The sequence below is a fragment of the Luteolibacter sp. Y139 genome (genome assembly GCF_038066715.1).
Classification (GTDB): domain Bacteria; phylum Verrucomicrobiota; class Verrucomicrobiia; order Verrucomicrobiales; family Akkermansiaceae; genus Haloferula; species Haloferula soli.
The window spans coordinates 235,835-257,700 of the sequence record NZ_JBBUKT010000007.1 but is presented as its reverse complement, the minus strand read 5'-3'; the positions used below and the strand labels follow the sequence as shown (position 1 = coordinate 257,700).

19 protein-coding genes are annotated in these 21,866 nt (G+C 62.1%); 6 read left to right on the top strand and 13 right to left on the bottom strand.

Going from position 1 to position 21,866, the window contains the following annotated elements; translation table 11 throughout:
• Window positions 1-221 precede the first annotated feature (221 nt).
• Window positions 222-1,064, bottom strand: a complete 843-nt coding sequence (locus WKV53_RS18275; RefSeq protein WP_341406224.1) for a hypothetical protein — start codon at window positions 1,062-1,064, stop codon at window positions 222-224.
• 141 nt (window positions 1,065-1,205) lie between these two features.
• On the opposite strand from WKV53_RS18275, the gene WKV53_RS18270 reads away from it, so the two are divergent.
• From WKV53_RS18270 to WKV53_RS18260, 3 genes are read left to right on the top strand one after another with little or no spacing between them, the layout of a single operon-like run.
• The gene (locus WKV53_RS18270) at window positions 1,206-1,952 is read left to right on the top strand and encodes an AraC family transcriptional regulator (protein WP_341406223.1); all 747 of its coding nucleotides are present in this window, start codon (window positions 1,206-1,208) and stop codon (window positions 1,950-1,952) included.
• Complete coding sequence (nadD, locus tag WKV53_RS18265; RefSeq protein ID WP_341406222.1) at window positions 1,949-2,527, top strand: nicotinate (nicotinamide) nucleotide adenylyltransferase; 579 nt, start codon at window positions 1,949-1,951, stop codon at window positions 2,525-2,527. Before WKV53_RS18270 ends, nadD begins: the two co-directional genes overlap by 4 nt.
• Window positions 2,528-2,585: 58 nt before the next feature.
• Window positions 2,586-3,353, top strand: a complete 768-nt coding sequence (locus WKV53_RS18260) for a tetratricopeptide repeat protein (protein WP_341406221.1) — start codon at window positions 2,586-2,588, stop codon at window positions 3,351-3,353.
• 16 nt (window positions 3,354-3,369) lie between these two features.
• On the opposite strand, the gene WKV53_RS18255 is transcribed toward WKV53_RS18260, so the two are convergent.
• The 8 genes from WKV53_RS18255 to WKV53_RS18220 all read right to left on the bottom strand — a co-directional run bounded on the left by WKV53_RS18255 (window position 3,370) and on the right by WKV53_RS18220 (window position 10,191).
• Window positions 3,370-3,810, bottom strand: coding sequence for a deoxycytidylate deaminase (locus WKV53_RS18255; protein ID WP_341406220.1), 441 nt, complete (start codon window positions 3,808-3,810; stop codon window positions 3,370-3,372).
• Between the two features lie 31 nt (window positions 3,811-3,841).
• On the bottom strand, window positions 3,842-5,041 hold the full coding sequence (locus WKV53_RS18250) for a hypothetical protein (RefSeq protein ID WP_341406219.1): 1,200 nt from the start codon (window positions 5,039-5,041) through the stop codon (window positions 3,842-3,844).
• The gene (locus WKV53_RS18245; protein ID WP_341406218.1) at window positions 5,038-5,634 is read right to left on the bottom strand and encodes an RNA polymerase sigma factor; all 597 of its coding nucleotides are present in this window, start codon (window positions 5,632-5,634) and stop codon (window positions 5,038-5,040) included. The genes WKV53_RS18250 and WKV53_RS18245 overlap by 4 nt, the downstream gene beginning before the upstream one ends.
• Window positions 5,635-5,658: 24 nt before the next feature.
• Entirely contained in the window at window positions 5,659-6,279 is a 621-nt protein-coding gene (locus WKV53_RS18240) for a redox-sensing transcriptional repressor Rex (RefSeq protein ID WP_341406217.1), read from the bottom strand.
• Window positions 6,280-6,313: 34 nt separating this feature from the next.
• A complete protein-coding gene (locus tag WKV53_RS18235; RefSeq protein ID WP_341406216.1) occupies window positions 6,314-7,306 on the bottom strand; it encodes a COX15/CtaA family protein in 993 nt (330 codons plus the stop codon).
• A gap of 2 nt (window positions 7,307-7,308) precedes the next feature.
• Entirely contained in the window at window positions 7,309-8,433 is a 1,125-nt protein-coding gene (locus WKV53_RS18230) for an AI-2E family transporter (protein WP_341406215.1), read from the bottom strand.
• 137 nt (window positions 8,434-8,570) lie between these two features.
• Window positions 8,571-9,587 carry a TIGR01777 family oxidoreductase gene (locus WKV53_RS18225; RefSeq protein WP_341406214.1) on the bottom strand — a complete coding sequence of 339 codons (1,017 nt, stop codon included), beginning with the start codon at window positions 9,585-9,587 and terminating at the stop codon, window positions 8,571-8,573.
• A gap of 82 nt (window positions 9,588-9,669) precedes the next feature.
• On the bottom strand, window positions 9,670-10,191 hold the full coding sequence (locus WKV53_RS18220; protein WP_341406213.1) for a GbsR/MarR family transcriptional regulator: 522 nt from the start codon (window positions 10,189-10,191) through the stop codon (window positions 9,670-9,672).
• 187 nt (window positions 10,192-10,378) lie between these two features.
• On the opposite strand from WKV53_RS18220, the gene WKV53_RS18215 reads away from it, so the two are divergent.
• The 3 genes from WKV53_RS18215 to WKV53_RS18205 all read left to right on the top strand — a co-directional run bounded on the left by WKV53_RS18215 (window position 10,379) and on the right by WKV53_RS18205 (window position 18,214).
• Window positions 10,379-13,450, top strand: coding sequence for a beta strand repeat-containing protein (locus WKV53_RS18215; protein WP_341406212.1), 3,072 nt, complete (start codon window positions 10,379-10,381; stop codon window positions 13,448-13,450).
• Window positions 13,451-13,676: 226 nt separating this feature from the next.
• Window positions 13,677-16,700: an Ig-like domain-containing protein gene (locus WKV53_RS18210; protein ID WP_341406211.1), complete on the top strand. Its 3,024-nt coding sequence runs from the start codon at window positions 13,677-13,679 to the stop codon at window positions 16,698-16,700.
• Between the two features lie 173 nt (window positions 16,701-16,873).
• Entirely contained in the window at window positions 16,874-18,214 is a 1,341-nt protein-coding gene (locus tag WKV53_RS18205; protein WP_341406210.1) for an SGNH/GDSL hydrolase family protein, read from the top strand.
• Window positions 18,215-18,223: 9 nt separating this feature from the next.
• Here the strand turns inward: WKV53_RS18205 and WKV53_RS18200 are convergent, their stop codons facing one another.
• The 4 genes from WKV53_RS18200 to WKV53_RS18185 all read right to left on the bottom strand — a co-directional run bounded on the left by WKV53_RS18200 (window position 18,224) and on the right by WKV53_RS18185 (window position 21,866).
• A complete protein-coding gene (locus tag WKV53_RS18200; RefSeq protein ID WP_341406209.1) occupies window positions 18,224-19,147 on the bottom strand; it encodes a ThuA domain-containing protein in 924 nt (307 codons plus the stop codon).
• A 125-nt stretch (window positions 19,148-19,272) separates the two neighbouring features.
• Window positions 19,273-20,433, bottom strand: a complete 1,161-nt coding sequence (locus tag WKV53_RS18195) for a Gfo/Idh/MocA family protein (protein ID WP_341406208.1) — start codon at window positions 20,431-20,433, stop codon at window positions 19,273-19,275.
• Between the two features lie 137 nt (window positions 20,434-20,570).
• On the bottom strand, window positions 20,571-20,765 hold the full coding sequence (locus tag WKV53_RS18190; protein WP_341406207.1) for a hypothetical protein: 195 nt from the start codon (window positions 20,763-20,765) through the stop codon (window positions 20,571-20,573).
• A 21-nt stretch (window positions 20,766-20,786) separates the two neighbouring features.
• Complete coding sequence (locus WKV53_RS18185) at window positions 20,787-21,866, bottom strand: Gfo/Idh/MocA family protein (RefSeq protein WP_341406206.1); 1,080 nt, start codon at window positions 21,864-21,866, stop codon at window positions 20,787-20,789.

The following is a 21,866-nucleotide window of genomic DNA, read 5'->3' as shown; positions in this document are numbered from 1 at the left end:
TTACGCGATTCCGTACTAGCCATCCGGGGAAAAATCAGACAGGCTCTTCTCCGTAAGGGATAGTTGCACAGCCCCCCATGCAATTGGGACAACGGCCCTCGGACACTGGAACGGTTCCCCCCTCTAGTGTCCGGGGGCTTCCAATTTCTACCCGGAGCCTGCGGAGCGACGCAATCGAGTCACATCTCACGCAAGCGCGAGTGCGCCCCCTGCCCTCCGGCTCACCCCGTGATCTTTTTCTTCACCATGAAGATTACCCCCAGCAGCCCCCCGACAATCGCCCCGATCAAACCGGAGCGGCCCACCCCGTCAAAAAGTCCAGGTCGTGCCGGCGGCCCCTTGACCTGGGGATTCGCGGCAAAAACGGCATCGGCCCACGCCTTGACCGAAGTCTCCGCCTCCTTCCTGTCGTTCTCACTCAGATAGGGCATCGTCGCGTAGAACAGGAGCAGCCGTCCATTCACAGGCTGCATCATGGCGGCCACCACCGACTTCGAGTCTTCCGTTCCCTTCGGGGTCGAGACCTTCAGCTTCAGCGCCATGGTGAATCCAAACGATTGCGCATCCTCCTGGAAGACCCCCAGCATGGCGGTATCCGAGATACTGAGTGCGGTATCCACGCCCAGCTGGTCTGAAATCTTGCGGCTGCCCTCGGCCATGGTCTTGTTCACCTCCTTCTCGACCTTGGCCACCGCGGACTTCACCTCCTCGGATGTCTGGTCCCTGATCCCCGCGAAAGTGTCGGTGCCAATCTCCTTCGCCTCCAGCTGGCTGATCACCTGGATGTTGAAGTTCTTGGAATAGTCGGCGGGAGTTCCCGCGCGGATAGCTTCCTGGTCGGTGTGGCTCCCGTAGGTGACCAGCATCCGGTTCGCCGGCGCCTGCATCGACGCCATCACCTTGTCCCACTCGGCGTTCACCCCGTCGCACCTCACGAATCCTCCGGGTGCCGGAATCCTCAACACGCGGCCGCCGACTTCGATCGAGTCAGTTATCTCCTCAGCCAGCGCACTTGACGGGAGAACGAAGAACGAGATGAGAGGTAACAGGAAAAGCCGGATCATGATCGAAACATGAGGATCGCACGAAAGCCTGGATAGAAGAATCTGAACCACCCGCCAGCCCCCGGCATGATCGTCACATGGCAACGAGCCACTTCGGGTTCCCCCTTGCGTGCCGGTGCACGGCGGAAATAATCCCCGCCCATGGCGATCGATACGGGTTTCATCGGGAAAGTGGACTCCCCGCGCTTCTGCGAGCGGCTGTTTGCGGTGCTGCCCGACGTGATGTTTTGCCTGAAGGACACCGACCGCTGCTACCGCGCCGTGAACCAAGGATTCGCCGACCGCACGGGAATCAAGGACACCCGGCGGCTGATCGGGCGGAGAGCAGAGGATTTCTTCCCGCGGGCCTTGGCCGAAGTCTATCGCGAGCAGGATGAAGAAGTCCTGGTCGGAGGACGCGAAATCGTCGATCAGCTGGAGCTTTCGCTGAATCGCGACGGCAGCCAGGGCTGGTATCTCGCCACCAAGGTCCCGCTGCACGACCGGGACGGAAAAATCATCGGGCTGGCCTCCGTGTCCCGCGACCTCCGCGCCCCACGCGAAGGAGACGCCGAATTGGCAGGCATCGCCAAGGTGGTGGAGCACGTTCGCGATCACTTGGACGATCCCCTGCGGGCCGCCGAACTGGCGGCCATCGCCAAGCTGACGCCCACCCAACTCGAACGGCGGATGCGCCGCGTATTCCAGCTCAGCACCACCCAGTTTGTCAGAAAGGCCCGCATCGGCCACGCGGCGAAGCTGCTGGCGGAAACTCCGATGGCGATTGCCGACGTGGCGCTCGAGTGCGGCTATGGTGACCAGACCGCTCTAACAAGACAGTTCCGCAGCATGGTCGGCATGCCCCCGGCCGCCTATCGCGACCACATGAAAAAACGCGGCACGCCATGAGCGGGCCGCACCGCATCGCGCTCTTCGGCGGGACCTTCGATCCGATCCATCTCGGCCACGTGGAAATCGCACGGCTGGCGAAGGAGTTGTTAGAGCTGGATCAGGTCCGCTTCCTGCCCTGCCATACCTCGCCCCACAAGGTCGGGGTGACCAGCGCTCCCGCCGCCGATCGACTGGAGATGGCGCGGCTGGCGACCCGGGACTTGCCTTGGGCCGTGGTGGATGACTTCGACCTGAGCCGCCCCCCTCCCTCGTATTCGTACGAGACCGCGGAGGAGATGGCCCGGCGCTTTCCCGGCGCACGGCTTTTCTGGCTGATGGGTGCCGACCAGTGGCGCGCACTGCCACGGTGGAAAAACCCGGAGCGTCTGGCGGGACTGGTGGAGTTCATCGTCTTCGCCCGCGACGGCGCACCGGAGCCCCATGCCGGATGGACGATGCACTTTCTCAAGGGAACCCACCCGGCGTCCGCGACAGCTATCCGCCAAGCCTTGGCGAGTGAAGAATCCGACACCCCGTGGCTGGATCCCGAGGTGAAGAATTTCATCCGGCTACGGCATCTCTATGCCACCTAAAAACCACGGCTTGCACGGCTTCGCCCGGCTGCCTACCCTGCGAGCGAAATCCCCTGTCATGAAACCGATCGCGATGCTCCTCTGCTGCCTCCTGCCTGTCGCCGCCGTTAGCGGTCAAGAGAAGGAGAAGCCCAAGACTGAAATCCGTGCCTTCGAGCAGGAGTTCTCCAATCTGCCCAAGGAGCAGCGCGAGGAATTCATGAAGAAGCTGGGGGAGGGACAGCGACTGTTCGGCCAAAAGCGCGTGTTCGAAGCCATCAACAAGGCCAACGAGGCGGCTGCGATCTTCAAGGCGCACCCCGATCTTCAGGTCCTGCTCGGCGCGTGCCAGGTGGAGTTCCGGAATTTCGACAAGGCGATGGAGCACTTCAAGGAAGCGGACAAGCTCGCCCCTGGCATCTCCTCCATCCTCTTCAACATGGCGGAACTCAACTTCGTCACCAAGGACTGGAAGGCCGCCGAAACGAATCTCGAAAAGGTTCTCCTCGTATCGAAAAAGTCCACCCTGTCCGGCGATCTCCAGCTTTCGCGGTTGGTCGAGTTCAAGCTGTTGCTCTGCAAGCTGAAGCTCGGCAAGAAGGACGAGGCGGCCAAGCTGGCCAAGAAGTACGACTATCTGGACGACTCTCCGTTCCCCTACTATGCCGAGGCGGCGATGGCCTTCTCGGAGGGCCGTGACGTCGAGGCCGAAGGGGCCATGGCGCGCGGAGGACGGATTTTCGCGAATCCCGAAATGATCGCCCCGTGGCAGGACACGATGGTCGAGTTTGGCTATATCAAGGGCTTCTTCGGCGGCGATCTCGAGAAGGGCGCGGAAGGCGAGTAATCACCGGACAAGGGTCCTAGACCGGCTCGGCCATGCCTTCGAATGGCGTGAACTCGACCCGCTCGAGCTTCACGCCGTAGAGACGTGCGATCTCCGGCGCGTCGGAGGCCTGATAGATGTCCCGGTAGTAGATCTCCTTGATGCCGTAGGCGCAGAGCGTCTGCATGCATGCCGTGCACGGCATGGTGGTGGTCGCCACGATCTTGGCCTCGCCCCGGCGGAAGAGGCTGCAGAGGTTGACCTCGGCGTGCAGCATGAATTTCTGCCGCCCCTCGCGATCATCCCAGAAGTCCGCCGGCGCATTGAAGCCCGGGGCGAGCCCGTTGTAAGCGGTGCCGATCACCCGGTTGTCGAAGTCGAGCGCCGCAGCCCCTACCTTCCGGTAGGGATCTTCCGAGCGCATGCTGGCCACGTGGGCCAACGCCATCGCGTATTCGGGAATGCTGAGGCGGGACACGCCGCGACTCAAGGCGGACGGCGCGTGACCGTCAACGTCCGGCTGCGGCGATGTCGAGGGCGCGGCCGACCAACTGCCGGACTTCCTTGGCGCGGGGATCGGGATTCTCGCCAGCGGCGACGAGGATCTCTCGCAGACGGGCATCGTTGATCCCCTCCCCGCGCAGCCAGATGCCGAAAGCGGCGACGAGTGCGGCTTGCTTGAGCCCGGGAGCTTTCGTCTCCACGGCAGGAATACGCCGGGTCAGGCCATCAGCGGAAACCACCAGGTCGCCAGCCTCGCCCGCAGCGGAGCCGAGCTCGATCAGGACCAGCGTCCGGTCACCAGCAGGAAGGGTTGAGGGCACGGAAGCATTCCCACCCGTCGAGGCGAGCACACGCACGCCGCCATCTCGTGAACCCGGAGCCGGACGGAAGGCCCACGACACGCGCAGCGCCTTGTCGGATTCATTGGCGATCTGGACACCGACCAAGCGTCCCGGCCCCGACCACAGCGAAGCCATCGAAACACAGGCAACCCGCAGCCCGCCAAAGGACCGGGTTTCCTCTTCCGGAGGAAGCGGGAAAGCATTGGCAAGCTCCTCGATACGAACGACCTCCTTCGGCGGAAGCTGGTTCTTCTCCTCAATCCAGCCGCGCACCCAGCCGTAGCTGGAGCGACCCACCACCAGTGGCAGCTCGAGTCCAGTCGCTCCCTGTCCCGGTGTGATGGCTGGCATCTTGGCTGCCTCGGGAAGCTTCACGTTCGAGAAGTCGGCCAAGGCCGAATCCGGCCCGCCGTCCGTGCCATGAACATGGCGGGAGTTGGTAGTGCCATCCCCACTTCCGGGAGCGTGAGGACGAACGGTCGGAGGAGTTGCGGGCGCAAGCTGTGGGCGCTGCACCACTTCGGAATCCGTGCCCTTATCGGGACGGGAGAAAACGAAGACGCCAAAAGCGATCGCCGCGGCAGCCGCGAACAGCGCCGGCCACGGCCGGGCCGCCTTCTTGCGAACCGGGAACTGGACCACGGTGGTCCGGCCGGCCCGTCGAACCGCCTCGCGCTGCTCTGGTCGCAGGGCGGGAGCGGAGAAGGTGCCATTGAGGAAATCGCTGACCCCTCGCAGTTCATCGGCAGCCGCTTGCAATGCCGGATCGGCGGCTACGGCGCGGGAGACTTCTTCGGCCTCGTCGGCAGGAAGTTCGCCGAGCACCCAGGCGCTCAGCCGCGGATCATCGGGATGAAGATTCATCGTTCGAGGAATTCAGAGGGAAGGAGTTCGCGCAGCCGCTTGAGGCCCGCGTGGATCAGGAAGCCAACATTGCCGCTGCTGAGACCGGTGGTCTCGCAGATTTCATTGTAACTGAGCCCGTCACGGAATTTCATCAGGATGACGGTGCGCTGGTTTTCGGAAAGTCGGTCGAGGTAGCGCATCACCGCGGCGATCCGCTCGGAGTGTTCGAGTGACTCATCCGGTGAAAAAGCTTCCGCGGGACGGCGCTTGAGCTGGTCATCGTCTAAGGGAGAGACGCGGGACTCCTTGCGGAGGACATCGAGCGCCCGATTCCGGCAGACGGTGAATAGCCAAGTCTTGAGACCATCCTTCACCTTGGCCACGTCCTGCTGGCAGAGGCGGATGAAAGTGTCCTGGACGATATCGCGCGCGCGTTCGAGGTCATGGACGAACCCGTAGGCATAGCCGACCAGCGGCGACTCATACTCGGCCAGCGCGCGTTCGACGAATTCTTCCCGGGTTTCCACCATGCCCTCTGCGGCATCGCGCGACGGCGTGCCACAGGTAGGAACGAGCGGCTCCGGATTATCTTGGGAAAAAGTCGGCTTCATCCCTCGGCCGAAGGTTAGCGCCGCTCAACGCACGAAGAAGCTGAGGTGCTCCAGCTCAAGTGCGAGGTCCACGTTGTTGACCACGACTTCCTCCGGCACCTCGAGGACCACCGGGGAGAAATTCAGGATCCCTTGGATGCCCGCCGCGACCAGGCGATTGGCGACCGCTTGGGCGAAGCCTGCCGGGACGCAGAGGATGGCGAGTTTCACGCCCTCCGAGTGAACGAAACTCTCGATTTCCTGATCCGATTTCACCGGGATGGCGACGCCACGCCGCACGGCACCTTCCGGATCGGCATCGAAAGCACAGACCACTTCGAAACCCTCCTTCTGGAAGCCTTGGTAGTGGAGAAGCGCGGAACCGAGATTACCCGCACCGACCAGCACCACCGGCTGGAGACGCTCGCGACCGAGCAGGTCGCGGATCATGGACGCCAGGGTATCGACCGGATAACCGAGCCCGCGGGTGCCGAATTGCCCGAAGTAGGCGAGATCCTTGCGGAGCTGGGCCGGCTTCACACCGGCGGCCTTGGCAAGCGCGGTGGAGCTCACCGTTTCCTGGCCGTTGTCATGCAGACGCTGGAGGCACCGGTGATAGATCGAAAGCCGGTAGATGGCCTTTTTGGGGATATCGATCTTTTCCACGCGCGGCGGAGGAAACGCGGGGAAACTCCCCGGGTCAAGCCCGGGCACTCGGACGGAAGGTCCCGCAGAACCACAACATTGTCAGCGCCAACAGGATCGCCGAGAGCCCCAGATGGGCGACTTGGATCACCGGATGAATCTCGACCCGGGCCATGATCAGCCCGAGCACCATCTGCCCGAGCACCACGATCAATGCCCCGGTAGCCGTCCGCCCCGCCGAACCAGTCTGCCGCGACCGCCACCAGGCGAACGCCGCAGTTGCAAGGATCAGCCAGGAAAAGCTGCGGTGGATCAGGTAAATCCAGGAGTGCTCCAGAATCCCGATCCACTCCGCCCGGCCCATCCCGGTATGAGTCCTCGCCAGCTGGCTGTTCAGCTCCCGGATGCGGGTGCCCAACACGCCCTCGAAGAAAATCAGCAGCAGCAGCAAACCGGTGACCCAGCGCATGCGGCTCCGGAATGCATCGTCCCCCGCGATGGTCCACGGCCGGTCACTACCGCGCCAGGCCGCGAAGGTCATAGGAATCACCACCAGCATCGCCAACGCCATGTGGACGGTCAGCACGCCCGGCTTCAGATCGCTGGATACCACCTGCGCCCCCATCCACGCATTCACCCCGACGAGGATGACGGAGATGAAAGCCGCCACCGGCACCAGAGGACGCCTCCTCTCGCGCAGCAAGGCCAGCACCAGCGTCGCCATCGAAAAGAAGCCGACGGGCAGCGAGGTCAGCCGGTTGAAATACTCGGTCCAGGTGTGGACCGGATTGAAGTTCTCCAGGATGTGTTCAGGTGTGACCGTGGACGGATCACGGCCATAGCGAGCTGCCGCTTTCTGGAACTTCTTGAAGTCCAGCTTCGAAAGATCCACCTGCTCCACCTTGGTCGGAGGAATCAGCCTGCCCCAGCAGCGCGGCCAATCCGGACATCCCATCCCCGCCCCGGTGACCCGCACGATCGCACCCACGCAGATCAGCACGATCACGGCGACCAGCGCGGCAGTGGCAGACTTCTGGAACAGCGACATGATCAATTCCCGCCCGTCGCCTTCGCCGCTTCTCCGGCAGCAGCCACACTGTCGTTCACCTTTTCCGGTGGCGGCTCCTCTTTACGCGGTTCTTGGCCGATCGCCACGGCGACCCACCGGAACTCGTCGCTGTTATCCAGCACCACCTTCAAGATCATCGTCAGCGGCACCGCTAGCACGATCCCGATCAGGCCCCAAAGCCAGCCCCAGAACAGTACGCACAGCACGACCACCAGGATCGACAGGCCGAATCGCTTCCCGAGCAGCGTCGGCTGCACGAAGTTGTCGAGGAACATGTTGATCAGGCCGTAGCCGCAGCCGACCACGATCGCATTCGTCGTACCACCGTCCTTGGCGATCAAGGCCAGCAGGATCGGCGGAATCGAGGCGATCAGCGAACCGACCGCCGGGATGAAATTCATCACAAATGCAAGAATCCCCCACAACAGGAAGAAATCGATCCCCGCCACCCAGCACAGCACCCCGGCGAGGACGCCGGTTGCCAAGCTGATGATCGTCTTGATTCCCAAGTAGCGCTGGGTGTCCTGCATCGCCCCGACGAGCCGCTGGAAATTGGGCCCGCGGGCGGCTTGGATTGCGCCAAAGCGCCGGCTGAATCCCTGCGCCTCGGACAGCATGAAAATGGTCAGTACGATCACCACGCCTGCCGTCGCGAAAAAGGTCAGCACCCGTCCGACCACCCCGGTACCGAGCGACCAGATCTGGCCGAACTTGATGTTCCGCAGCTCGGCGAGGTTCTCGTTGGTGAAGGCATTCAGCTTCTCAACGGCGTCTTCCACGCCCCACTCGTCCAGCTTCCCGGCGATCGCGCCGTTCGCTTCGAGAATCTTGGCGCGGGCCAGATCGTAGTACTCCGCGTCCCACTTTTCCTGAAGATCGCCCACGATAGTCACTCCAAGCACCACCACGGCGGCGAGGAAGGCGAAATCGACTAGGACGGTGAACAGCACCGCCACCGCCGGTGGCACTTTATGGCGCTGGAGCCACCCGGTGATCGGATAGCTGACCGTGGCGATGAAGAACGCCAGAAACACCGGCACAAAGAACGCCTGGGCCGCCTTGAGCCCGGCCACGCCGATCACCAGCGCCGCAAATAGCAGGACCATTTGCGAGGCCCGCGGCTTTCTGGGGGTATTTCCGATTTCCGACATCCGGCTTGGGGCCTCAGATTACAAGACGCCTCGCAGATTCACAAAGCATTCCTCTGTGAAAAATCAGGGACTCCATGGGATCTTTCCCCATCTCACCGGCTTCCAGCCGCAGCCTTCTTTCCCGGCGTCCAGACCCGCACCCCGGCCGAGCGGTGGTCGGGTTGATAGAAGAATCCCTCCAGGCCATGCCGCGCCTCCAGATCTGCAAGCGCGGTCTCCAGCTTCGGCCAGCGCCAGCGGAAGCCCTCCTCCCGCAAGCGTCGCGGGTCCGCCCAACGGCTCTTCGTCACGAGTTCGGTCTCGGTCTTCATCACCTGCGCTCCGATCTCCAGCATCCAACGGGTCGCGGGCAGACCGAAGGGCGCCCCCTGCTGCTCGCGGAAAGTCTGCATCAGCTCGCGGTTGGTGGGGTGTTCCGGAGCGGTCAGGTTATAGACCCCATCCCGCCACGGCTCCGCGGCGATGAATTCGATGGCCGCGATGAAGTCTTCCATGTGAATCCAGCTCACCCGCTGGTCCCCCTTCCCCATCCGTCCGCCCAGTCCGCGCCGGGTCAGGTGCCGCAGCACTTCGAACACTGTGCCGTCCTCGTAAGCCAGCACCATCCCGGTGCGCAGCGCCACCTTGCGGGTCGCGCCCGGCACCGCAGCAGCAAAAAACGCCTCCTCCCACGCGCGCGCCACGTCGACCGAAAACCCCTCGCCCGGCTCTCCCTCCCACTCGTCTTGCGGGCGATCCTCCGCGTGACGATAAAAGGTCGCCGTGCTCGAGTTCATCCACAGCTTCGGCGGCACCTTGCAAGCAGCGATTGCTTTCCCGATCACCCGGGTCGAGTCGACGCGCGACTCCATGATCTGCCTGCGGTTGCGGGCATCGTAGCGGCAGTTCACGCTGCGCCCGGCAAGATTGATCACCCGTTCCGCACCTTCCAGTGCCAGCGCCCAGGGGCCCATGGTCCGGCCATCCCATTCCAGGAACATCCCGTCTCCACTCCACCCCTCGCGATGGCGGGCCACGCACACCACTTCCCGGCCTTGTCCCTGATAGTGGCGCGCAAAATAGCGACCCAGGAAACCATTCGCCCCGAATATCACAATCTGAGGATTCATTTCAGCCTCCCTTTCCTTTCGTAAATCTTAAATTCCGTTCCTTTCGGAAAACTCTGAAAACTCGTCCCAACCGCCATTCCCATCATCCCAACAATTTCGCGGCAAGTTGGATCGCGAAGCCGTGCTTCATCCCCCCCACCTTATCCGCCACCTTGGAGGCAAAGCCCACGAATTCCTCCAGCTGCCGGATCTGGGTATGAAATGCCTTTCCCTCAGGTGAGGATAGCTCGCGGGTCGCCTCGGAACATTGATTGAGCATCCCCAGCGCGGGTTCGATCTCCCGCTTCTTCCGCTCCCGGGTCACGATCGTGAAAATCTGCCAAACATCCTTCTCCGCTTCGAAAAACTCACGCCGTTCGCCCTTTTTCACGATAATCCGGACCAGTCCCCACGTCACCAGTTCCTTGAGATTGGTGTGGGCGTTGCCGCGGCTGATCTGGAGTTCGACCATCACCTCGTCGGTGCTCACCGGCTCCGGTGCCGTCATCAGCAGGGCGTGAATCTGGGCCATCGTCCGGTTGATCCCCCACTGCGATCCCATCGCTCCCCACTGGGCCACGAATTCGTCGCGCGCTTGCTTCAAGATCATCGCGTCCTTGCTCATCTCGTTTTCACTATTTCCTGAAAATTCAAACTCTCAAGGAAAATCGCCTAACTGACGATCTCTCTTCAAACCAGTGACGGATTGGCCACATTCAAACTGCTGAAAGCCACAAAACGGTACCTATTCTGCTTTTACCGAGATCCCTCCCGGCTCGAGCCCACTCGACACCTCCAAACCCCATGAACTCATGAACCGGACCAGTCCCCACATGCCTCATCTCTCGCGCCGGAGCGCCCTCCTCGCCTTGGCCTCCCTCCAAGCCGTCTTTCTCGCCACCGCCTCCGCTGACACGGTCGCCTACTGGAATTTCAGCAATATTCCCGCAATTACCACAGCTGGCCTTCCAGGCACTAACGGCATTCCCACCACCATCGCAGCCAGCAGCGGAACCGGTAATGTTGTCCTGACCAATTGGCTCGGCAATGTGGATGACTTTGGCGGCTCTACCGTCAATGCTCAGAATGGCGATGTCGCTGGCGTGTCCCTGAGCCTGATCGCCGGAGCTTCTCCCTTTCCCGGCAACAACAGCTTCATCGACTTGACCTTGAGCATGACGGGCAAGGCAGACCCGATCATCACTTACGCGACCCAGCGCACCACCACCGGCTTCACGACCGGGGTTTGGTCCTACAGCACCGACGGGACCACCTTCACTGCTGTCCCTTCCGGATCCGTCTCGCCGCCCGCCTCCTACGGGTTGCAGACCATCGATATGAGCAGCGTCAACGCCTTGGACGGAGCTGCCAATGTCACTCTCCGCTACACGCTCTCGGGAGCGTCCGCTGCCGCCGGCAACAACCGGATCGACAATCTTCTGGTCTCCGCCACGGCCGTCGGCGGCGACACCACTCCTCCGGGAATCGCCTCGCGGACTCCCGCAGACGACGCGACGAACGTCTCTCTCGATTCCGTCGCCACCGAACTCACGATCGCCTTCGACGAGAACATCAACCTCACGACTGGCATCATCGAGCTGCGCAGGGTCTCCGACAACGTTCTGGTTAACAGCTTTGACGTCACCAACTTCGACGATGTGGACCTCAACGGAGGCATCCTCAAGCTGAAGATGGACACGCCTCTGGCCTACTCCACCGCTTACTGGGTGAAAATCCCGGCGGGTGCCATCACCGACCAGGCCACGCCCACCGCGAATGCTTTCGCGGGTATCACCACCAATACCGGCTGGAATTTCACCACCGCCGCCGCGCCAACCGCGCCGACCGTGGTCGTGAACAAGTATTCGAACGGCACGCCTGACACCGTCGAACTCCTGGTGATCGGCAACGGAACTCCCGGCAGCACCGTGGACCTCCGCGGCATGATCGTGAAGGACTTCTCCGGAAACACGGTGGGCGAAGGCGACGGCGGCGGCAGCTACACCTTTTCCACCGACACCACGTGGTCGGCAGTGAAGGCCGGCACGCTGATCACGCTTCCACAGACCAATACCGCTGCCGATACGGACGCCACCGACTTCGCGCTGAACGTGGGCTTGGATAACACCACCTACTTCGCCGCTGCTGGCTCGTTCAACATCTCGAACCAGGACATGGTCATGATCAAGGCTGCCGGCAGCCCCACGAGCGGAACCACCGGCGGGATTCATATCCTCGGCGGTGGCCCTGCCGGCCCGCAGTATACCAACTTCACCGGTGCCAAGTTGCTCGCGAGCGCAGGCGGGCCCGGCGTGGTCGTCGACAACGCCACTTCTGCCCTGGCCGACTACATGTCCGGCACGGGTGCCACGGGTAACACCACGCTCACCCCGGCGAACTTCGGAACCGCGAACAATGGAACGAATGCCTCCTACGTTTCTGCCCTCCGCGGCGTCAATCCGGCCAATGGCGACGGCGTGGTGGTGCTTGCCAACGCCACGGGTGCCAGCCCTTACGTTGGTTCGGGCATCTTCGCCCGCGGCCAGACCGGCCAGTCCGTGAGCCTGACTCTCACCGCCGAGGTCCCCTCCGCGACCCTTTCGAGCGTGACGATCGTCGTCCCCGCCGCACTTGGAGCGCCGTCTTCGGTTTCGCTCTCGGGTGCAGGGGCCGGCTCGGCCACCAACTCCATCAACCTGCAAACCGTCACGATCTCGAATGCGCAGGTCACCACGAGTGCCCCATTGGTCGTGACCATCAATGGCCTCTCGACGCCTAGCCCGTCCGCCTTGACGGACACCGGCGCCTACGGCTTCACCGTCTCGACCACGGGCGGCGGCGGCACCCTCACTCCGATCGGTCTCCAGCCGAGCGCTCACGTCCTTGTCCCCATCAACGTGTTGCGTGACGTCGATGCCACCGGCATCGCCCTCGACGCCGGTGCCGTGGTGGCCGTGGAAGGTGTCAGTTCTTCGGCCAACTTCAGCGTCTCCAACACCCAAGCCTACATTCAGGACACGACCGCGGGTATCAACCTCTTCAAGTCCACGCTGCTGAATACGCCTCTGGTCCGCGGCAACCGCTACGCCGTGCTCGGAACCATCCAGCAGTTCAGCGGCCTGACCGAGATCGTGCCGGCCTCTGAAAGCGACATCGTCAACCTCGGTGCCTCCACTGAGCAAGCATCCCAGACCTTCACGGTTCCGGGAGTCCTCGCAGTTGCGGAAGCGAAGGAAGGAAGCCTCGTGACCCTGCAGAACCTCTTCAAGGTCTCCGGCGCTTGGCCTTCGGGCACCCCGACCGGGAACAACATCGTCATGCGCGATGCCGCGAACAACGAAATCACCATCCGCCTCAGCCCGACGATGGCAGGCATGGCCGAACCGTCCTATCCGGTGACCATCACCGGCGTGCTGACCCAGTTCGACGGCTCGAATCCGTTCAACTCCGGCTACCAGCTCCTGCCTCGCGACTCGGCGGATTTCACCGCGGGATCGCTCTCCGACTATGACGCTTGGGCGAGCGGCCCGAGTGGTGCTGCCGGCGGTTCGGCAGCTGATCCTGATGGCGACGGCAAGGACAATGCCTTCGAATACGCCTTCGGCCTGAACGCAAGTTCGGGTGGATCGGTGAATCCCTATGTGACCACGTTGAGCAAGACCACGGCGAAGTTCACCTACACCCGCCGCACCCAGTCGCTGACCGGTCTCACCTACAAGGTCTTCACCTCCACGACCCTGCTAGCGCCTAGCTGGGTCCAGGACACGACCGCGACCCAGACCGTCGTCGGCACGACCGGCGAGGTCCAGACCGTGGAAGTCACCCTGAGCGCACCGGCTCCCCTAACCGCACCAAGGCTCTTCGTCCGCGTCGTTGCGGAGTAAGAAGATCCTCTGATCACGTTTCATCCTGAGGGCGGCCCGGCAACGGGCCGCCCTTTTCGTGTCTTTCGAGACTGCCACATGTGCGGCCTTGTCAAGGGGAGTTCTTAACTGTTAGCCTTTCGCGACATTACGGAAACCGGTGCCTCCCTCGGCCCGGTTGAGCTCCCCATCACGCGCCGGGCGGCGCCCTCCACGCCTTGGCTTTTGTTCCAAGATCCATCGCGTCATGACCACGTCCCGAATCGTCGCCCTCCTCGGCGCCTGCACCCTCGTCCACTCCGCCCACGCCACGCTCATCGCTGGCTGGGAAACCACCGGCCAAAACAACTGGGGTACCCAGGGATTGGCCGCCACCCAGAAACACTCCAATGTCACTGTCGGCGGATTGACCCGCGGCAGCGGCGTCGACACCGGTGCCGGCTCCTCCCTCAATGGCTGGGGCGGCGAACACTGGAATGCCGAATCCTACGATGACGGCATCGCCGCCAACCGCTTCATCACCTTCACCATCACCCCGGGCTCGGGCTCGGAGGTTTCGATCGAAACCTTCACCCTCCACTACCGGCGCTCCACCAATGGCCCGCTCGTGGCCGCCCTCCAGTTCAAGATCGGCAATGGAGCCTACATCGACGTCGAGGAAATGTTGCTCGATGCCGAGGCAAACACCGCCGGCATCGCCAACGACATCGACCTGTCGTCGATCCAGGAGCTCCAAGATCACAGCGGCAGCCCCATCACCTTCCGCCTGATCCCCTACCTTGCAAACGATGACGAGGGAGACTTCTACGTCTGGGGCGAGTCTCCCGGCTTGGATCTCACGGTCCAAGGCACCGTCACCGGCTCCAGCGGTGGCGATACCACTCCTCCCACCCTTTCCGGCGTCACCCCGAACGACAACGCCACCAACGTTCCCGCACCGGCTACACTCACCGCCGTGTTCAACGAGAACATTGCCCGCGGCACCGGCTCCATTCTCGTCAAGGAAGCGGCCACCGGCACAGTCGTCAACACGCTCAATGTCACCAACCCCGCGCAAGTCGGGCTGACGGTCAACCAGATCAACCTGGTGATGGCCAATCCACTCACCCCCGGTACCGACTACTATGTGGTGATTCCGGAGGGAGCCATCGTGGACCTTGCCGGGAATCCCTTCGCCGGCTTCACCGACAGCGAATCTTGGAACTTCACCACCCTGCAGGTCATCGATCCGCCGGAGGTGGTGGTAAACAAGTTCTTCAATGGCTCGCCTGACCGGGTCGAACTCCTCGTCACCGGTAATGGCGAGCCCGGCTCCACCGTCGACCTGCGCGGGATGATCCTGAAGGAATTCAGCGGGAACATCGACACCGACCTCGGCAGCAAGCTGGTCTTCAGCTCTTCTCCGCTGTGGTCGGCAGTCCCGGTCGGAACCTTGGTCACGCTCACCAACTGGGCCAGCAGCCCGGACGTCTCGGCCTCGGACTTCACGCTGTCCGTGGGCCTTACGGACCCCACTTACTTCACACCCGTCGCCGGCTCCCCGGAATTCGATCTGAACGCCACGGAGATGATCATGATCAAGCATGCTGGCAGCGATCCGGCGGGCACCAGCGGCGGCATCCATGCCTTGGCCGCAGGAAGCCCGTCAGGCCTGTCGTTCTTCGCCACCTATCCCGGTGCCAAGGTGATCACCGACGCCACCACCGGCGCCAACCTCGGAGCGAAGGTCGGCAACGCTACCGCCACGCTGGCCGACTACATGTCCGGCACCGACGCAAGTGGCGGATTGCTCCTGAGCCTCGACGACTTCGGCTCACCGAACAATGGCACCAATGCCGCGTTCATCGCCGCCCTGCGCGGACGAACCGCAGGTCAGGGAGATGGCGTTGCCACCGTCACCAATGGCACGCTCGATAGCGCCCTGCTCGGGCTACCGGCCTTCGATGCGGGACAGACCGGTCGCCTGGTCAAGGTGAGCCTGCTTGCACAAGCCAGCACCGCTCCTCTCACCCAAGTCAGGATCGTCGTTCCCGCGGCGCTAGGAACTCCAACCGGAGCCGTGCTTTCCGGCCCTGCCTCCGCAGGTGCCAGCGTGTCCCGCAATGGACAGACGATCCAGGTGAATTCGGCAGCCATCACCAAGCTCAATGCCTTGGAAATCACTATCAGCGGCCTCTCCACCCCCGCTTCCTCACAAGTCTCCAACAATGGAATCTATCCACTGGCGATCTCCACGACGGGCGCAGGCGGCACGCTGACACCCATCCCGGCTCAAGCAGCGGTAAGGGTGGTCACCCCGATCGGGGCCCTGCATGACACCGATGCCGACGGACTCGCCTTGGATTCCGGTCTGGTCGTCGCGGTTTCCGGCACGGTCAGCGAAGAAGACTTCGGAGGGGGCGCGGCGAACTTCAGCGGCTTCCTTCAGGACGCCAGCGGCGGCATCAATATCTCCTCGCCGACCTTGAACCTCGGCTTGCTTCGCGGCTACCGCTTCACCGTCCTCGGCACTGTCGTCCAGACCAATGGCCAGACCTCGATCGTTCCGACCTCGGCAACTCACATCGTGGATCGCGGCCCGGTTCCCGAGGTCTTGGGAGCCCGGACCACCTTGCCCAATCTCTTCTCCAATCCCGAGCTGAAGGAAGGCTCCCTCATCACCCTCAGCAATCTCGTCCTCGACTCCGGAACGTGGGGACCGGGCACCACCGCAACGCTTCGCGATCCGCTGGGAAACACCATCGACGTCCGTATCCAACCCGGCTCCACGGCCACTTCGATGCCCTCCACTCCCATCGTCATCACCGGCATCGTCGGCCAATCGGACGGCACGTCTCCCTTCACCGGCAGCTATTTCCTCATGCCTCGTGATCCCGGCGATGCGGTGAGCATGACCGATGTTGCCCTCTGGAGGGCCGATCACGGCGTCACCAACCCTAACAGTGCCGCCGACGATGATGGCGATGGCCGCGACAACGCTTACGAATACGCCTTCGGCCTCGACCCGCGCTCGGCGGCCTCTTCAAGCGCCATCGTCGGCAACCTCGATCCTGCCACGGGCAAGTTCAGCTTCACCCGCCGCCCGCCCGCCATGACCGGCCTCAGCTATCGCGTCTTCACCTCGAGCAATCTGACGAGTTGGACACAGGACGGCGCGGCCACCCTGAATGTCACCAGCCTCACCAACGACGTCGAAACGGTGGAAGTCACGCTCGGCACACCTGCGCCGCTGCCTTCGTCGTCGTTCTTCATCCGCGTGGAGACGCCGTGAGCCGCATCCGGCTCTAACAACACTCCACCTCCTTGGGCGGTCGTTCGCATGCGCGGACGGCCGCTTTTTACCTTTGCAGGAGGGGCGAAAAACTTCGCTGGCACGGCAGGCGAACTAAGTCGAAATTGGAACGTCCGGCCTCCTCGACTGCCGATCAAACACGACCACTGCCAATGAACCTGAAGTTTTTGCGCTCCGCCTCCCTCCTCCTCGGAATGGCGTTCGCAGCGAAGGCAGCGCCGCTGAGGATTCTCGCGATCGGCGACAGCATGACGGAGGAGTATGCCTACGAGCTGACCTTCTCCGCGCCCGATTCGGATCAATTCAATGCCAACGTCCGGAATTGGCCCGAGCTCTTGCGGCTCTTCCGCCCTGCCGAAGCCACCTTGGGACCTTTCGAATCCACCGGTGGCAGTTACCTCGACCTGCGGGATGCGGGACACGAGTGGAACTTCGGGATCCCCGGCATGACCATGGTCTTCTGGAAGAACCTGCTATACAACACGCCTTCCAATGATGACGACGAAAAGGTGGTGAAATATGCCTACGGAGTCACCCGGAACGCGCTCGAAAACCAACTGCCTTCCGCCCAAGTCGTCGTGATCCTTCTAGGAGCCAACGATCTGAAGAAGGAATACAATGACCTCTTCAACAACACGGAGGATCCCAACTTCCTCAATGACCTGGTCCACACCTACCTGAACCAGATCTACGCTTGGGTGAGATTCCTCCGTCCGAATGTCCCCATCGTGGTCTGCACGGTCCCGGACGTCGGTGCCACGCCGCAGATCTCCGGAACCTACAACATTCCAGCGAAGCAAGCCTCGACCCGCGCCAAGATCGCCGCCTTCAACCAATCGATCATCACGTGGGCCGCGGGAAAGACCACCAATCCCCCGGCGATTGCACGCATCGATCTCCTCACCGACCGGCTTTTCGACGAGCACCCGTTCCAGCTCAACGCCACCGTCTTCACCCTTCCCGGACATCCCGAGAATCTTCCAACGAGAGTCTTCTGCAAGGACGGCTTCCACATCGCCACGATGGCCCAGGCACTCGTCGCCAATGAAATCATGGCGACCATCAACACGAAGCTCGGCACCAACCTCACGCTCTTCTCCAACCGCGAGATCCTTCAGAACCTGCTCGGTCTGAATCCCGACCAGCCCTACCTGACGTGGATCTCCGCAGCCGGACTGACAGGCTCACCCATGGATGCCGATCCTGACCGCGACGGCATCCCCAACGTCGCGGAGTATGCCTTGGGCACCCCACCCAATTCCTTCAGCCGCCCATTCACCGGCAGCTTCGCCCCGGGCCGGTCGTTCTCGTGGCATCCTGATCCCATCGGCCTCCGCTTCGCGTCGCTGACCGCGGAAGAGTCCGCCAACCTCACCACATGGGCGCCGGTGCCAGCCGCAAGAACAAGCACGGCGGGCGACGGAACGGTGTCCGTCACGCCCGCCGTGGGGTCGAGAAGCTTTGTTAGAGTGCAGGCTCTTGCGAAGCCGTAGCGGCCAAGGTCACTTGTCCACCTTCACCTTGAAGTCGCCGATCGCCCACTGGATGCCGGCGAGGTAATGGCGAAGGATCACGGGATTCCAATACATCTCGTTATTGTGGCCGATCGAGCAGTAGAAGACGCGGCCCTTGCCATACGAGTGCGCCCACGCCACGCCGAAGTCGCCATCGGTCCGCTTGATGCCTCCGAGCTTCATATCAGTCTTCTCCGTGTCGAGACGCAGCAGCATGTGATACTTCTTCGAGTCGTAGGGTGCCTTGAACTGATAGATCTCCTCCTTGAAGTCCTGGTTCTTGCCCTCGAACATCGCGACCAGCGGATGCTTTTCCTGGCCGGGTTCCACCTTGATGGAAACCTCTTGGCCCGCCCCCCAAGGATGGCCATCGAAGTAAGCGCCCACCATCTCGCCATACTCGGCCCAGTTGTAGAAGGTATCGGTGGCCGCGTGGATGCCCACGAAGCCCTTGCCGCCCTTCACGAAGTCCAGGAGGCTTTTCTGGAGACGCTCCACGTGCTTCTCGGCGTCCTTCTTGGCCTTGTCGTCCATCCCCTTCAGCTCGTCCTGCGAAGGCGAGAAGGGATCCATGGTGGTGCTGAGGAAGACGATCGCATCGAACTGATCGATCGTCTTCGGCTCGAAGTTCGCGAGGTCGTCGCTGACCACGGTCTCAAAGGCACCGGTCTTCTTGCCGAGTTCCGTCAGCGCGAGCTTGCCGGTCGGGATCGACTGGTGGCGAAAGCCCGCGGTCTTCGCGAAAACGAGCACCTTGCGTGCCTTGAGCGGCTTGGCGAAGGGCTTGTCCGGGAGCGCCTTGGCAATCGCCTCGGCGGCCCCCGGAGGAGCCTGTTCATTGTCCGGAGCAGCGGCCACGAGGAAGAACGCCGCAGCGGCACCGGCGAGAGGAAGAAGAAGGGTTGGTTTCATGGTGAGGAATGGAAAGGAACCACGGAAGACACGGATCAGATCAGAAATCGGATAGGCGTTACGCTAGCTCTGAGCCAAACCTTCCCATCCCTTCCGTGTCTTCTGTGTATTCCGTGGTTTTTAATTCAATGACCAGGCTTCGTCCAAGCCGCGTTGTTTTTTGAAGAAGTGACCGCCGCCTCAATGAAGGCCATCCCGGCGATGCCATCGTCCACGGTCGGGAAATCATAGCCTTCCGGACGCGGAAACTTGCCCTGCACCTCGTCGCGGATCGCCTCACCTGCGGCGAGGTAGACATTCGCGAAAGCCTCGATGAACGCCTCCGGATGGCCGAAGGGCAGGCGAGTGACACCGGAAGCCTCGGCACCATTGTAAGTATTGCCGCGCCGCCAGGTCTCGCGCGGCTTGTCGAGCCACTTCACGATCAGCTCGTTCGGGTGCTCCTGATGCCACTCGATCGACCCTTCCGTGCCGTAGACGCGGATGTTGAGGTTGTTCTCATCACCGCTGGAAACCTGCGAGGCATAAATGATCCCCTTCACGCCCTGCTCGTAGCGGACGAGAATGTTGCCATCATCGTCCAACTGGCGACCGGGAATAAAGGTCGTCAACTCCGCGGCAAGCTCCTCGATCTCAAGACCGGTGATGTAGCGGGCCAGATTCTCGGCATGCGTGCCAATGTCGCCGATGCAATTTGAGACACCCGAGGTATTCGGATCCATACGCCAGTTGGAGATCGCCCCATCCGCCGCATCCTTGAAGGCGCTGGCAGCATACCCCTGCGGATACTCCGCCACGATCTTGAGCAAACGGCCCAGCTTGCCCGACTTCACGATCGCGCGCGCTTCCTTGACCATCGGATAGCCCGTGTAGTTGTGGGTCAGCGCGAACACCTTCCCGGACTTCTTCACCACCTCAGCGAACTCCTTCGCTTCGGCGAGCGAGAACGCCAGCGGCTTGTCACAGATCACATTGATCCCGGCCTTCAAGAAGGCCTTGGCCACCGGCACGTGGAGGTTGTTACGGACCACGACCGAAACAAAGTCGATGCGCTCCCCGACCGGCAAGGCGGCCTCCTTCTGCGCCATCTCCTCGTAGGAAGTGTAAACGCGAGCCGGATCGAGGAAGAAGTCCTCGCCGGAAAGCCGACTCTTCTCGGGATCGGAAGAGAAGCAGCCGGCGACAAGCTCGATCTTGCCATCCAGGTTCGCAGCCATGCGGTGGACGCCACCAATAAAGGCACCACGGCCGCCGCCAACCATGCCCATGCGGAGTTTTCGATTCATGAGGTAAAGAGGATCTGGGTTCGGGAGTTTTCTAAATCAAATCGCCAAGATGCCAAGGGCGCCAAGCGCGAATAATTAAATGTTCTATTAGAGGATCAGCAGCCAACCTGTCACCTCTGTAGTTCGCTACATCGGATTCAGGTTGGAGTCTCAGTCATTTCCTTCACGAAGACACACAGGACGACATTTCCGTCACCTTGCCAAACAGGGATGGCAGTGGTGGAAAAAAGCGACCACCCAACCTTCTGCATGTCGTTCAGGTATTTGTCGAACGTGTCCGTGTTGACCTGCCCGTTTTTGATCGGCCATTGGGAGGTCTTGTATTCTTTCATGAAGGAAAACCTGGTATCAAATCAAACGGCCACCGGCGCGCCCGAGGCAGCGGAAGCGTAGATCGCGTCGATGATCTTCATCAGCTTGAGCGCTTGGTCCGGCGTATTGAATGCCTCGGCCTTGCCCTCGATCGCGTGGATGAAGTTCGCGGCGGAAGCGCTGCGGCCCATGTCCTCACAAGCTTCGGTGACGATGCTGCGGTTCACGGAACAGCCATTCTCCTGCACGTAAAGCTCGCAGGTGTCGATCGCGGTCTCATCCAGGCCATCACGGCCGAACAGACGCTCCACCTTGCCACCGGCCTTCGAGCCTTGGAACACGACGGAGACTTCCTCGCGCTTGATCATCTCAGCCCAGGAAACCTGAAGCGTCAGGACCTGGCCGGTCTTAAAGGTGACGAAGCCGTGGGCAGCTGCCTCCACGTCGTTGACGCCATCGGCACGGTCAGGAATACCCCATGGCCCCTTGAAGCCCTTGTCGGTGATGTGATCGTTGAAGGTCTGAGCGAGCACGTGCGCCGGCTCAGGGTAGTCCATGAAGTAGAGTGCGAGGTCGATCATGTGCAGCAGGTCGATCACCGGACCACCACCGGACAGCGCCTTGGTGGTGAACCAACCGCCAAAGCCCGGGATGCCGGTGCGGCGGATCCACTTGGCCTGTGCCGAATTGATCTTACCCACGGTGCCATCGGCCGCATACTTCTTCATCGCGATCGACTCGGGCCGGGCGCGATTGTTGAAGTTGAACATCAGCTTCTTGCCCGCGGCATTGGCCGCATCGATCATCTCCTGCACTTCCGCGGCATTCAGCGCCGGCGGCTTTTCGGAGAAGACGTGCTTGCCCGCATTGAGGCACTGGATCGCCAGCGGCTTGTGGAACTTGTTAGGGACGATGATCGACACAGCATCGATGTCGGCCTTCGCCAGCATGTCTTCGACGCTCTCGTAGGCGCCTTCGATATCCCACTGCTTCGCTGCACGCTCCGCAGCACCCGGTGCCGGGTCGGCCACGGCGGTGACGGTGGCTCCGGCCTTGCGGAAACCGTCCGCGTGATAGCGCAGCATGCCGCCCGCTCCGATAACTCCTACTTTGGTAGACAT